At 41.3% G+C, this 12,407-nt stretch carries 12 protein-coding genes; 7 read left to right on the top strand and 5 right to left on the bottom strand.

Annotation, left to right across the window (positions count from 1 at the left end):
• Window positions 1-8 precede the first annotated feature (8 nt).
• On the top strand, window positions 9-533 hold the full coding sequence (locus HXT38_RS00385; RefSeq protein WP_004104843.1) for a hypothetical protein: 525 nt from the start codon (window positions 9-11) through the stop codon (window positions 531-533).
• A gap of 44 nt (window positions 534-577) precedes the next feature.
• On the opposite strand, the gene HXT38_RS00390 is transcribed toward HXT38_RS00385, so the two are convergent.
• Both HXT38_RS00390 and HXT38_RS00395 read right to left on the bottom strand, forming a co-directional pair.
• Window positions 578-1,840, bottom strand: coding sequence for an MFS transporter (locus HXT38_RS00390; protein ID WP_174143537.1), 1,263 nt, complete (start codon window positions 1,838-1,840; stop codon window positions 578-580).
• 135 nt (window positions 1,841-1,975) lie between these two features.
• The gene (locus HXT38_RS00395; RefSeq protein WP_421791841.1) at window positions 1,976-3,520 is read right to left on the bottom strand and encodes an aminotransferase class I/II-fold pyridoxal phosphate-dependent enzyme; all 1,545 of its coding nucleotides are present in this window, start codon (window positions 3,518-3,520) and stop codon (window positions 1,976-1,978) included.
• Window positions 3,521-3,839: 319 nt separating this feature from the next.
• Here HXT38_RS00395 and HXT38_RS00400 point away from each other — a divergent pair, with 319 nt between their 5' ends.
• On the top strand, window positions 3,840-4,097 hold the full coding sequence (locus HXT38_RS00400; protein ID WP_032841754.1) for a hypothetical protein: 258 nt from the start codon (window positions 3,840-3,842) through the stop codon (window positions 4,095-4,097).
• A gap of 35 nt (window positions 4,098-4,132) precedes the next feature.
• Here HXT38_RS00400 and HXT38_RS00405 read toward each other — a convergent pair whose 3' ends face one another.
• Together HXT38_RS00405 and HXT38_RS00410 are read right to left on the bottom strand one after the other, a co-directional pair.
• Window positions 4,133-4,939: a nitroreductase family protein gene (locus HXT38_RS00405; protein ID WP_421791843.1), complete on the bottom strand. Its 807-nt coding sequence runs from the start codon at window positions 4,937-4,939 to the stop codon at window positions 4,133-4,135.
• Between the two features lie 44 nt (window positions 4,940-4,983).
• On the bottom strand, window positions 4,984-5,442 hold the full coding sequence (locus HXT38_RS00410) for a hypothetical protein (protein WP_004104836.1): 459 nt from the start codon (window positions 5,440-5,442) through the stop codon (window positions 4,984-4,986).
• A gap of 169 nt (window positions 5,443-5,611) precedes the next feature.
• Here HXT38_RS00410 and HXT38_RS00415 point away from each other — a divergent pair, with 169 nt between their 5' ends.
• Together HXT38_RS00415 and HXT38_RS00420 are read left to right on the top strand one after the other, a co-directional pair.
• Complete coding sequence (locus tag HXT38_RS00415; RefSeq protein ID WP_064340164.1) at window positions 5,612-6,322, top strand: histidine phosphatase family protein; 711 nt, start codon at window positions 5,612-5,614, stop codon at window positions 6,320-6,322.
• A 596-nt stretch (window positions 6,323-6,918) separates the two neighbouring features.
• Window positions 6,919-8,262: an ABC transporter substrate-binding protein gene (locus HXT38_RS00420; RefSeq protein ID WP_004104821.1), complete on the top strand. Its 1,344-nt coding sequence runs from the start codon at window positions 6,919-6,921 to the stop codon at window positions 8,260-8,262.
• 162 nt (window positions 8,263-8,424) lie between these two features.
• Here HXT38_RS00420 and HXT38_RS00425 read toward each other — a convergent pair whose 3' ends face one another.
• Complete coding sequence (locus tag HXT38_RS00425) at window positions 8,425-9,438, bottom strand: LacI family DNA-binding transcriptional regulator (protein ID WP_004118390.1); 1,014 nt, start codon at window positions 9,436-9,438, stop codon at window positions 8,425-8,427.
• A gap of 302 nt (window positions 9,439-9,740) precedes the next feature.
• Between HXT38_RS00425 and HXT38_RS00430 the strand changes: the two genes are divergently transcribed.
• The 3 genes from HXT38_RS00430 (at window position 9,741) to HXT38_RS00440 (ending at window position 12,224) form a co-directional block, all read left to right on the top strand.
• Window positions 9,741-10,592 carry a carbohydrate ABC transporter permease gene (locus HXT38_RS00430; protein ID WP_004118392.1) on the top strand — a complete coding sequence of 284 codons (852 nt, stop codon included), beginning with the start codon at window positions 9,741-9,743 and terminating at the stop codon, window positions 10,590-10,592.
• Complete coding sequence (locus HXT38_RS00435) at window positions 10,589-11,422, top strand: carbohydrate ABC transporter permease (RefSeq protein ID WP_004104804.1); 834 nt, start codon at window positions 10,589-10,591, stop codon at window positions 11,420-11,422. Before HXT38_RS00430 ends, HXT38_RS00435 begins: the two co-directional genes overlap by 4 nt.
• 190 nt (window positions 11,423-11,612) lie before the next feature.
• On the top strand, window positions 11,613-12,224 hold the full coding sequence (locus HXT38_RS00440; protein ID WP_421791845.1) for a DUF624 domain-containing protein: 612 nt from the start codon (window positions 11,613-11,615) through the stop codon (window positions 12,222-12,224).
• Window positions 12,225-12,407: the final 183 nt, after the last annotated feature.

A 12,407-nucleotide genomic window follows, 5' to 3' on the forward strand; every position in this document is an offset into this window, starting at 1 on the left:
AAGGAATAATGAATAATCATACTATTGGTAAAGCAACTCTTATTGTTGGTGTGCTTAGTACGCTTCTTATGTTTAATGCGTGTGGAGGAATAGGCAACAATGATGCGAGTGGTGTGGGTGGTGCGCGCTCGCAAAATAGTTCGCCTAGAGAGATTGTTGATTTTGCTCATATAGAGAAGGAATATCAGGAATCTGTGGCAAAGCTTAGTTGGCCTGAAAAATATAAAGCTCCTGCAAACTTGGTTGGAGAAGAAAAAGACGGCCAGTTCCAGAGTGGATATGGTGATACGCAAGCATCTAATTATTATCAGTGTGCTTGGGAACGGCAATGGTTAGATACGTATGCTAGTGATGAACAAGCGGCAAGTAAAGCTTTGCATGAGCTTGAAAAAGTGCCTAGCATGCCGTTTATGGGTCCAGACCGTTGTGATGATGCAACGCGAAACTTTTTCAAAGAGCATATGCGTAAAGCAAAACTGGGAGATCCGTCAGGATTCCAACAGGATGTGCAAGCTAATTGTCCTGTGATGTAATTGCATTTGTATAGCTTTATTGTGCTTTCTCACTAAATAGCTTGTTATATGCTTCTTTTTACCCATGTTGATGGTGTCCAATAATCTTTGGTAAGCATTGATGGGTATGTTTGTTTACGAGTTCGAATAATCCATAAGGCTATACCTGTTGAAACAAGTATTACGCCAGCTGCAATCATTATGAATAATGATGAATTTAGATTTCCCCATGCTAGTACGCTTGCATACCCTACGATAATGCCGCATTGCTCCATAATAGAAGTAAAAGTAGTAGTTGCGCCGAGAATGTGTGTTGGTATGCCGTCGAGAAGAGCTGTTTGCCCATAGACAATAGTGGCGTCAAAAATAATACCTGCAATGAAAGCAGAGCAAAGAAAAAGAGCAATCCAATTATTAAGTGCGAAAATAAGTAAAGGAATAGAAAGGAATCCAGGTAGTAAAATAGAGTATAAAATCTCATAATGCAGCACAATATATTTGCATAATAGCGAACCTACAATCATGCCAATGTTAAATATGCTGACTATTGATCCCCACGTGGATGCCGAATGAAAAAGTGTGAGACAATGGTGTGCTCCCATTAGTCTAAATGCAGCAAGCCATGATCCAGATTGTAATGCTGATACTACTCCTAAGACTATTAACCATGGTGTAGATTTCATATAGTGTAGAGAAGCTGCAAAACCAGCAGTTTTACTGCTTCCTGTCTTCGTATTGTTTGCGCTATTTTGTGCTTGCTGGTTTAGATTAACTAACAGTAGAGGTAGCGCCGCTAGTATCATCACAATAGCAATGCTCGTAAAGAAAATGAGCGGATTGCATATATCAACAAATATGCCAGTGATAGCAGGTGCAGCAAGCCTGCTGAGATTAATCCACATGCGCATGCTTGCTAAAAATTTGGTTTTTTCGCCAGCTGGCGCGCTATATGCCATTAATACTTTTTGATTAGGCGAAGAAAATGCAGTAAAGAACCCGAATATTATGCCGAGTAGTGTAACCGTAATAGCAATAAGATTATGCTGCGCTACTAAAGCGAAACCGTATCCAGTACACAGCAAGGCAAAGCAGAACGTTAGAGCTATAAACAATCTAGTTGGTGGATATTTATCTGCGATAATGCCGCCAAGCGGTGCTGCTATGCAGGTCATAAGCGCTACTGATACCGCGTTAAGCGCTGCATGAGATAAGTCGACATGTATTAAAAGATATAGGCTTACGCCAAATCTACAGCTTGTTATAAGAAAGGCATTAAGCGATAAAACGGCAATAATAAGAGTTGTGCGAATTCGTGCCGCAGCGTTCATTTCCTTCTCTTTTTTCTTTCTTCATGTTATGAATGTCTTTCATATTCTGAATAACATATGCCTCTTGATATACACCTTTTTCTGGACTGTGAGCGAAATGAGTGTTTTGTCGCAGTTTATAGGTGGGGTTTGCTGTTACTGGCGATAGTAGGAGAGGAAGTTGGAGAGTTTGCTCATTGCGTCTCGAAGCGTTTGCAAGCGCGGCAAGTAGACTACGCGGAAGTAGCCTGGAGTCTGCCAATTAAAGCCTTTTCCGTGCACAATCAGCAACTTTTGATCGCGTAGCAAATCAAGCGCAAACTGTTCGTCGTCGTGAATGTTATAGCGGTCTGGATCGAGTTTTACAAACATGTAGAAAGCGGCATCCGGTCGCTCGACGCTTACGCCATCCATCTCCTGAAGCGCGTTATAGCAGTATTCGCGCTGCTCATATACGCGTCCGCCTGGCTCCAAGTACTTTTCAACGCTTTGGTATCCGCCCAAAGCAGTCTGAATAATCGATTGCGCAGGAACGTTCGAGCACAATCGCATATTAGACAGCATGTTAAGTCCCATAATGTAGTCGCGAGCTTTGGATTTATCTCCCGAAAGGCTCATCCAACCAATGCGGAAGCCGGCAATCATATGCGATTTAGAAAGTCCGCTAAAAGTTACGCAGAACACGTCTGGAGCAAGAGAAGCAATCGAAATATGCTTCTTGCCGTCCATAACAAGACGGTCGTAAATCTCGTCCGCAAAAATAATCAAATTAAACTCGCGCGCAATCTTAACAATTTCTTCCAAAACTTCGCGACTATACAGCACTCCCGTAGGATTATTCGGGTTAATAATCACGATTGCTTTAGTGCGCGGCGTGATTTTAGAGCGAATGTCGTCAATATCTGGGTACCAATGCGACTTTTCGTCACACATGTAGTGCACAGGAGTGCCGCCAGCCAAGCTCGCGCACGCGGTCCACAGAGGATAGTCTGGGCTTGGAATAAGAATCTCGTCGCCGCAATCAAGCAACGCTTGCATAGAAAGGTTAATCAGCTCGGAAACGCCGTTGCCAGTGTAAATATCTTCCATTTGCACGCCTGGAATGCCCTTAAGCTGGTCGTATTGCATAATCGCCTTGCGCGCAGAGAAAAGTCCGCGGCTATCCGAGTAGCCTTCGCAGTCAATAAGCTGCTGCTGCATGTCGTAAATTACTTCGTCTGGAGCGCGGAAACCAAAAGGCGCAGGATTTCCAATGTTGAGCTTTAGAATGTGTGTTCCGTTTGCTTCCATGCGGTTTGCTTCTTCAACAACAGGGCCTCGAACGTCGTAAAGCACGTGCTCAAGTTTGGTGGATTTGTTGAATGTGCGATGCTTTAGAGTTTTGGAAAGTTCAGCTTCTGTAAGCTGCGGCTGTTGCTGCTGTTGTAATTGATTTAATTGTGATTCTTCTGCAGACTGGCAGTTTTGCTCGATTTTTGCACAAGAATGACCGCCTTTTACTCCGTCACCGCTGATTCCAAGAATTTCAGCTAGCATGTTACGCACGTCTTTGCGAGGCTCAGTTTTGCCGCTTAAATACTGGCTTAACTGGCTTTTGCCAAGCTTATGACCGTTTTTTGCTGCAAGCTCGATTACGTCAATCTGCTTGTACCCTTTGCGCTTCATAGCTTTCTTAAGCTCATCAGCAAAATTCTGTGCCATAATCTGTCTTTCTTGTAAAATCGGCATTTATAAATTGAACAAGTTTATAGCAAAGTTCAAAATATAAGTATTAAATTGAACTATTTGCTCAATATTAGTCGCAAAAATTATTTTGTATAGTAATTTTTCAAAAAATGACGAGAAATAGTAAAAAATAGTAGAAATATAGTAGAAAAATTGAACTAAATTATAATAAATTGAATTTATTTTGAACTTTTGTGAACGTGTTTTGTGGCTTAAGTTTAGGAATAATGCGTGATTTACGCCATTGCGTGCGTTTTGTATAAGCTCTGTTAAGCGGTTTGCTACCATAAAAGCTATGTATTTCTTTACTCCGAGGCGTTGCGAATCTACCCAAAAAATCATGTACAAGAATAAAGGGCAGGCTCTTATGGCGGCGGAGCAAAGTTTGCGAGAGCGTGGAACACAGTTATGGGTTTATGCTTGTGAATATTGTGGTTGCTGGCATTTGACGCATAAGAATCCGGTAGATCGCATGTATTCCGATATGCGCTCGCCATCCGCAAGCGCAAAGCCGAAATCTAGAAAGCGCGGGTACAAGCCAAGACGGCGTTAAGTTAAAACGGCACTAAATTAAAACGGTGCTAAATCTTACGCAACGTTAAAACCTTGCCTTGCAACCTGCTCAACATCTTCTGCTTCGTGTTTTTTGGCAATATCGTCTGCTGCTATAGCAAGAATTTGTGCGCTGAAAGCATCAACTGGTCTGCTAGCATTTCGCAAATCGTAATATTGATGCACGCGATTGTCGAAATCAGCAAGATTTTCTAATAATTCAGCATCGTCAGCAGGGTAGGTATTCTCAAAAATCTGCATGTCAGCGCTCATTCGCGGCTTTAATTCTGGGCTTTGCACAGGCTTACCAATTGCCAGGCCGAGCACGGGGTACGTGTATTTAGGCAAATTCAAAATATCAATAAGCTGAGTTCTACTGTTCAAAATTGAACCGAGAATTACGCAACCAAGCCCCAAAGATTCCGCGGCAGTTTCCATGGCATGAAGCGCCAAAATAACGTCATTTTGAGCCTGCGTAAAGCGGTAGCGAGTTTTAAGCATAAACTCGTCGCTACTGGTATCTACGCCATTTTTGTGCGCAATTGCAGCGTTTCTATGTTGATCAATAATAAAAACGTACAGTAGTGGAGCTGTAGCAATATATGTTTGGTTGCCAATTTCGGAAAGCTTTTGCTTAATTGAGCTATCCGTAATTTTAATCGCTGACCAGTCGTTCAAAAACTGGCTACAAGCAGCGCGCTGAGCTACAGCTTCAAGAGTGACAACTGTATCGTTGTCAATTGCTTCGTTGCAAAAAGCGCGAATGGAGCGGCGATTCAGTAAAGTATCGATAGTTTCGTTGTGGCGTAAATTTGGCACGTTATTTCTTATTCCTTTCAGCATTCTCGTTTCAAAATAAGGCCATTTAGTTTATGAAATTTAATAAATTAAAATCGTTTTTGTGAGCGCAATTGTCTTTTTCTTTGCCTTCGCGCAATATAAAACAAGGTTCCGTGGCTTGCTAAGCGACCAACAATCGTAGTAAGAATCGCAGAAAATACTGCAAATCCAAGAGACAGTAGCAGCGGCTCTTCTTGCTTAATACGCTGCTTTTGCGCAACTTTTTCTTTAGAAAGATTGTTAGAACGACTATTAGAGTTTAAATTGATTTTTCTAGTATCAACATGTTTTTTCCATATTAAGTGCGCAATCTGCCCTGCAATAAACGTTGCAAAAGAAGGAAGTGCAGATTTTAGTAATGAATCTCCTAAAGTATTTTGATTTCTCAATCGGCGCTCGCGAAGGGCCTCAATCTTACGATTTGCTGCATTAAGTCGTTGTACGGTAGCTTGAGCCGCACGATGGCTTCGTTGAGTTTTAGTATTAGCCGATGATAATTGCGTCATATTTTCTATGTTAGTGGTAACGAAATACCAATTTTGGCGGTACCATGGAACAGTGATCTTGATTTGCGGCAAAGTGGCTGCAAGTTAAGAAATGCTTACGTAAAGCAATCGTGCTGCTAGGCGTCCAGTGCGATGTGTGTACATGGCGCTGGTGAGGAATGTGAAGACTATGCAAAATAACGGCACTAAAGAATCCTCTCAGAAAGAATGCTCGAAGCAGGGTTGCTTGGTGTTACTTCGCCACGGCCAAACTGCTTGGAGTGTGTCCGGTCAACATACCGGACGCACGGATTTGCCTCTTACTGAAGTTGGTGTTGAGCAGGCAAAAGAGGCTGGCGCTAGATTGCAGTGTGTGTTCACAAAAGGTTTTGATAAGGATTGTGTGCTTGTAAGTCCACTTCGTCGTGCGCAGCAAACAGCTCAGTTTGCTGGTTTTGATTCGTATACAATTTGCGATAGTGCGCTGGAGTGGGATTATGGTGCTGCTGAGGGTCGCACGCGCGCTGATATTTCTAAACTAAGTGGAGTTGAGGCTTGGGATGTGTGGAAGCATGGTCCTAAAGTTCTTCCTTCTCACATGGTTAGTGACGCTAAAGAGGTGCTTCCTAGTGGAGAAGCAGTGGATGTGCACAGAACTTCTGGAGAAAGCTTGCAAGAGGTTTCAGATCGTACTCAAAAGATTATTGATATGGCAATGCCTAAATTGAAATTAGGTAAGGATGTGCTTATTGTTGCGCATGCTCATGTGTTGCGTATTCTTACTGCGCGCTGGCTTGGAGTAAGCCCAGATTTTGCACGACTTCTTCGTATGGATACCGCGCATTATTCTGTGTTGGGCGCGTACAAAGGCGATAATGTAATTGTGCATTGGAATTGCTGAAATACGGATTAGAATTTCAGATATTTTATTGTGATTTGCACAATTTTTATTGCAGATACATTTATATATTTGAGTCTTGTATTTGCTGCAGTAGTAGCTCACTACTGTGATGTAAATAGTATTCAATAGCAGTAATTAGTTAGTTTGGACGAGATTAGCAGTATATGGAAGGGACGATGTTGGCTCTGATCTGCTTACATACGCTCAAGCTACAAAAGACGGTATGACTTCTATTGGTGCTAATAAGGCATGGGCTATTCTCAGAACCGCGTTTGTGGACGGATGAGTTAAGGAATATAAGATTGCTCGTGGGCAGGGTTAGCTGCTAATTAAATAATTTGTTTTAAACTATGATCCTCAAGAGATTGCGCAATCGTTTGCTAAATTGTTGCGTAATCCCTTTAATTATTGCCAAAAACACGTGCTAATTTTATCGAATATATTAGAGTGTAGTGTTTTTATGACGACACGCGTTAATTTAGTTATGCTATCGTTTGCAATATTGCAGCAGTTGAGGCATAATAAATATTGTCGATAAGGACACCTAGAGGTGTGGCAGTCCAATGACGGGATTGTCGGCATAGGAGAAAGGTTCGATGATGAATCGTACAATTAAATCAACAATTGCACTGGTAGCTTGCTCGGCAATGGCTTTTGGCGCGCTTGCAGCTTGCGGATCCTCCTCAAGTGACAGCTCTGCTAAAGGTAAGGTTTACTTCTTGAACTTTAAGCCAGAAGCTGCAGATCAGTGGAAGGAAGTAGCTAAGGCATACACCAAGAAAACAGGTGTTGAGGTTAAGGTTCAAACTGCTGCTTCCGGAACTTATGAGCAGTCTTTGAAGAGCGAAATCAGTAAGGGTGATGAAGCTCCTACACTCTTCCAGATCAACGGTCCAGTTGGTTACGCAAGCTGGAAGGATTACACTGCTGATTTGAAGGATACTGAGCTTTATAGCCAACTTCAGAACAAGGATATTGCTTTGAAGGATGGAGATAAGGTTGTTGGTATTCCATATGCAATGGAAACCTACGGCTTGATTTACAACAAGGCTTTGCTCAAGAAGTACACCGAGCTTAAGGATGCTAAGGTAAAGTCTGCTGAAGAAATCAACTCCTTCGATAAGTTGAAGGCTGTTGCAGATGATATTCAAAAGCACAAGTCAGATCTTGGTGTTGAAGGCGCGTTCACTTCTGCTGGTTTTGATTCCAGCTCTGATTGGCGTTTTAAGACCCACCTTGCAAATCTTCCTTTGTACTATGAATTCAAGGAAGATCATGTTACCAAGCAGCCTGCAAAGGTAAAGGGTAGCTTCCTTGACGGTTATAAGAAGATTTTCGATCTTTACATTACTGATTCCACTACACCAGCAACAAAGATTGGTTCCAAGACTGGTGAAGATGCTAATGCTGAGTTCTCCCAGGGTAAAGCTGTGTTCTACCAGAATGGTACTTGGGCTTGGGGTGACCTCTCCAAGGCTGGTATGAAGGCTGAAGACCTTGGTATGCTTCCAATTTATATTGGCGCTAAGGGCGAAGAGAAGCAAGGTTTGGCAACTGGTTCTGAGAACTATTGGTGCATCAATGAGAAGACGTCTGACGCTAACAAGAAGGCAACTAAGGACTTCTTGAAGTGGCTGCTTACTTCCGATGCTGGTAAGGATGCTTTGTCCAAGAAGATGGGCTTCACCACTCCATTCAAGAGCTTCGCAGATATCAAGTCCGACAACCCATTGACTCAGGCAGCTGTTGAAGATGCTAAGTCTGGTAAGACTCCAGTAAGCTGGAACTTCACCGTAATGCCATCTGATAACTGGAAGAACGACCTCGGCTCTGCTTTGCTTGAGTACGCTCAGGGCACCGGCAAGTGGGATAAGGTTAAGACAGCATTCGTGGATGGTTGGGCTAAGGAATATTCTCAGGCTCATGAAGATGACGACTGATCCATTAATAAATAAATAGACGTTGCACCTGCTGACGTAAGCAAGCAAAGGTGACGTAAGCAAATCCGCTAGGATACTGGCACATCATAGTGCTAAGTCCTAGCGGATTTTGTTATTTCGATATTTTGTTATTTCGATATTTTCTAGAAAACTATAAAAGGTCTACTCTTTTAATAATGCAGCTGTGCTTGAACGCACAATAAGTTGCGCTGGAACAATGCGATACTGATCTTCAACTTTCTCTGCGTTTATAAGCGCAAGCGTGATATTTGCCGCAGTAGAAGCAATATCAACTGGATCCTGTCTAATAGTAGTTAAGCCAGTTTCATGCGCATAAAAACTATCGTCAAAACCAATAATTGACACATCTTTTGGAGTAGAATACCCGCTGCGGGCAAGCTGAAACATAAGTGGTATTGCAATCCCATCTTCTTGGCATGCAATTGCTGTTGGCATAATTGAACTTCCAAGAAGCATAGAAACTATGGCACTTATGCGATCAGAATTAGCAGGTGCCACAATTTCTGTAGGTGTGATTCCGCTATTTTGGCATTCATCAATAAAAGAATGGTAACGCTGCAATACGCTGAAATGTAGTGAAACGTCACGAGTTGTGCGCACATATGCAATATTGTGATGCCCTAAACCGATTAAGTGGCGTGCCATAAGTCTTGCACCTTGGTCATCGTCAATATTGATAGTCGCGTCAAAATCGCATTTTTGTGGATATAAGCAGTTTATGCCAACAATTGGCACGCCTGTTGATTTAAGTTGTGCGATTTCGTTGGTATTTACGTCAAAGGAACACACAACAACAGCGTCAGCATTACGTCTAGTTGGGAGCATTGTGAAAAATTCGCTACGCTCTTTGCTGCTGGAAATCTGAAAAATTGACAAATCGTATCCAGCTGTGTGGAATACTTGATTCAATCCTTGAATAATAGATGCAGAAAACCATAGGCGAATTTGATCGCTAATCAATAAAGCGATGCGCAAGGTTTTACCAGATTTTAGTGCTGCTGCAGATTTCGAAATAGAAAAATTCAATTGTTCGGCAATGGCCAATACTTTATTGCGAGTGGATGCAGATACTAAGTTTGGTCGTGTAAATGAGCGCGACACAGTAGAAACTGACACATGAGCTTTATTCGCTACATCTTGAATATTTGCCGACATGTGAACTCCTTTATTCGCGTATAACAAACGTGTAGCACAGCCTTGTGTTTAATTGTTTAGTGCGAACTTTTATAGTTCGAAACAAACAAACGTTTGCAGACATTTCTATTTTAGCAAATTTTGCTGGAATGCCAACGATAATAAGCAATTTTTTTAAAACTAAATTCTGATATTTGTTTGAAGTGACATATCGAAAATGACAACGTTTGACATAGCTAATTCATGTAGTAGAATGAAGTTATTGGTTCGGGACAGCGATGTCTACGTGGATATCGCGCTCAAGGAGGAGAAAGTGACGAGTCATGATTAGTATGAGCGGAAAAGCAATACGTAAATGGTGGTGGTTATTTGCGCTGCCAACGTTTGCTGCGTTTGTTGTTGGCTTCTTAGTGCCATTTATTATGGGTGTGTACTTGAGCTTTAGAAAATTCACTACTGTGACTGATGGTAAGTTTGTGGGTTTTCGTAACTACTATAGAGCTTTAAAAGATCCGCATCTTGTTTATTCGTTTTTGTTCACAACGCTTTTTGCAGTTATTACAACAATAATTATTAATGTTATTGCTTTTGCAATTGCGTACATGCTTACTAAGAAGTTCAAGGGCACGACGATATTCAGAGCCGTGTTCTTTATGCCAAATCTTATTGGCGGTATCGTTTTAAGCTATATTTGGCAGCTCTTGTTAAATGGTATACTCGGCTACTTCAATCGTACGATTACGTTCTCTGAAGTATTCGGTTTCTGGGGCCTTGTGATTGTTGTTTGCTGGCAGCAAATTGGCTATATGATGATTATTTATATCGCAGGAATGCAGGCTCTTCCAGGAGATGTTATGGAAGCAGCTGCTGTCGATGGTGCAAGCCCAAGGCAGACTTTATTCAAGATTACTATTCCATTGATGATGCCTTCTATTACTGTTTGCACATTCTTAACAATTACCAACGGCTTCAAGCTTTTCGATCAGAACTTCGCATTAACTAACGGTGGTCCGTCAAGGAAAACAGAGATGTTAGCTCTCAATATTTATAGAACTTTCACTACTCCAAGATGTGAAGGCGTTGGTCAGGCTCAGGCAGTCATGTTCTTCATTGTCGTGGCTGTTATTGCTATGGTTCAGAATATGCTCACTAGGTCAAAGGAGGTAGCGGCATGAACGAGAAAACAAAGCATCCTGCGTTATGGACTGTGCTGTTCACTCTTATAAGCTTGTTATGGATTTTCCCTATAGCTTTAGTGGTACTGAATTCTTTCAAGTCTAAGGTTGATATTGCAAGCAATCCTTTTACTTTTAGTTCAAAATCGTTTGTTGGAATGTCTAACTACGTATTAGGTTCAAATCGTACTGATTTTCCAATGAGTTTCCTCTGGACTATTGTTGTAACTGTTGGTTCTGTAATCCTCATTCTTCTGTGCACGTCAATGTGTGCATGGTGGATTGTTCGTGTGAACAATTGGGCAGCAAAACTTCTATACGTTTTGTTCCTGTTTAACATGATTGTGCCGTTCCAGATGGTTATGTACACCCTTGCTTACATTACGAACACTTTAAAGTTGAATACTCCATGGGGATTGTGGATTATTTACTTAGGCTTTGGTGCAGGACTTGCAGTGTTTATTTTCACTGGTGTGATTAAGGGTATTCCGCAAGAACTCGAAGAGTCTGCAATGATTGATGGTGCTTCTGTACCACGTATATTCTTCCAGATTATTGTGCCGATTATGCGACCTGCTATTATTTCGGTTTCAATCTTGCAGGCAATGTGGATTTGGAATGACTTCCTGCTTCCATTCTTGACGCTCGATCTCAACAAGTATAAGACGATTTCTATAGCTGTTCAGTATTTGAAGGGTGGTTATGGATCTGTTGAGATGGGTGCCATGATGGGTTGCTTGGTTATGGCAATTGTTCCAATCATAATCTTCTATCTCATCTGCCAGAAGTACATTATCAAAGGTGTTATGTCTGGTGCAGTAAAGGGATAAATTAATTCTCCTCCAAAATTCAAGTGGCAGTAAAAGCGGCGGTGTGCACATACTATTACGTTTGTGCACACCGTCATTATTTTTTTAATAGTTACGCTAGTTTGTAATTAGGTGGTAGAGTTCGTTGTTAAAGGTATCTATAGATAGTAGAGCATAGGAATTGCGTCATAAAACCAGGAGATAGTATAGAATGATTTTCTCGTTTGGAAGCCCAGATTCAAAGTTTGCGCAAAGCATGGAAACATTTGCTGATGCCGTGTGGCTTACAATATTGATGATTTTAACAAGCATTCCTTTAATTACTATCGGTGCTTCTCTTTGTGCCGGTCATGATGCTGCAAGACGTACAGAGCAAGGTGAAGGACATATTACTGCAGTTTATTTTCGCGCGTTTGCTAGCAATTTTTTGGAATCTACTATTATTTGGGCTGTAATGGGGCCAGTTTTGCTTGCTATTATTTGGCTATGGCTTTGCGTGTGGTCTACTCCACTTTTAATTATTAAATTTATTCTGAGCATATTGTGGGTTATTGTTGCCGAATGGGTGTTTGCATTACAAGCGCGTTTTAAAAATTCAATTGATAAAACAGTGGTTAATTCTCTTATTTTTGGTATTTCGTATTGGAAAGAAACTCTTATAATGACACTGCTAGATATAGTGTTTATTGTGTTAATATTTGCATCAATCGTATATTTGCCGCAGGGTTTGCCTTTGTTGGTATTCATTGGTTGGGGATCGCTTATTATGCTGCATACTCCGATTTTAGAGCGGGTATTTGCAAAGTATATTAAGCAAGAGTAGTTGACAGTTATATGAATAATTAAAAAATTGGGGTAATCGGCAAAAAATTAATGAGGCGAGCACTATTATAGATGCTCGCCTCACATAGGACATCATGTAAGAAATATTTTGATTTGCTACTATGCAAATCATATTCCTTACGAGGGGGAATAGAGTCAGTTCATCAGTAAACCAACTATTAGA

Source organism: Gardnerella sp. DNF01157, assembly GCF_049244225.1.
Lineage (GTDB): Bacteria > Actinomycetota > Actinomycetes > Actinomycetales > Bifidobacteriaceae > Bifidobacterium > Bifidobacterium leopoldii.

Coding starts and splice junctions, on each gene's coding strand:
- HXT38_RS00435 (WP_004104804.1), top strand. CDS start 10,589: ATGAACGAGAAAACAAAGCATCCTGCGTTATGGACTGTGCTGTTCACT.
- HXT38_RS00395 (WP_421791841.1), bottom strand. CDS start 3,520: ATGGCACAGAATTTTGCTGATGAGCTTAAGAAAGCTATGAAGCGCAAA.
- HXT38_RS00400 (WP_032841754.1), top strand. CDS start 3,840: ATGTATTTCTTTACTCCGAGGCGTTGCGAATCTACCCAAAAAATCATG.
- HXT38_RS00405 (WP_421791843.1), bottom strand. CDS start 4,939: ATGCTGAAAGGAATAAGAAATAACGTGCCAAATTTACGCCACAACGAA.
- HXT38_RS00385 (WP_004104843.1), top strand. CDS start 9: ATGAATAATCATACTATTGGTAAAGCAACTCTTATTGTTGGTGTGCTT.
- HXT38_RS00390 (WP_174143537.1), bottom strand. CDS start 1,840: ATGAACGCTGCGGCACGAATTCGCACAACTCTTATTATTGCCGTTTTA.
- HXT38_RS00440 (WP_421791845.1), top strand. CDS start 11,613: ATGATTTTCTCGTTTGGAAGCCCAGATTCAAAGTTTGCGCAAAGCATG.
- HXT38_RS00410 (WP_004104836.1), bottom strand. CDS start 5,442: ATGACGCAATTATCATCGGCTAATACTAAAACTCAACGAAGCCATCGT.
- HXT38_RS00425 (WP_004118390.1), bottom strand. CDS start 9,438: ATGTCGGCAAATATTCAAGATGTAGCGAATAAAGCTCATGTGTCAGTT.
- HXT38_RS00430 (WP_004118392.1), top strand. CDS start 9,741: ATGATTAGTATGAGCGGAAAAGCAATACGTAAATGGTGGTGGTTATTT.
- HXT38_RS00420 (WP_004104821.1), top strand. CDS start 6,919: ATGATGAATCGTACAATTAAATCAACAATTGCACTGGTAGCTTGCTCG.
- HXT38_RS00415 (WP_064340164.1), top strand. CDS start 5,612: ATGCAAAATAACGGCACTAAAGAATCCTCTCAGAAAGAATGCTCGAAG.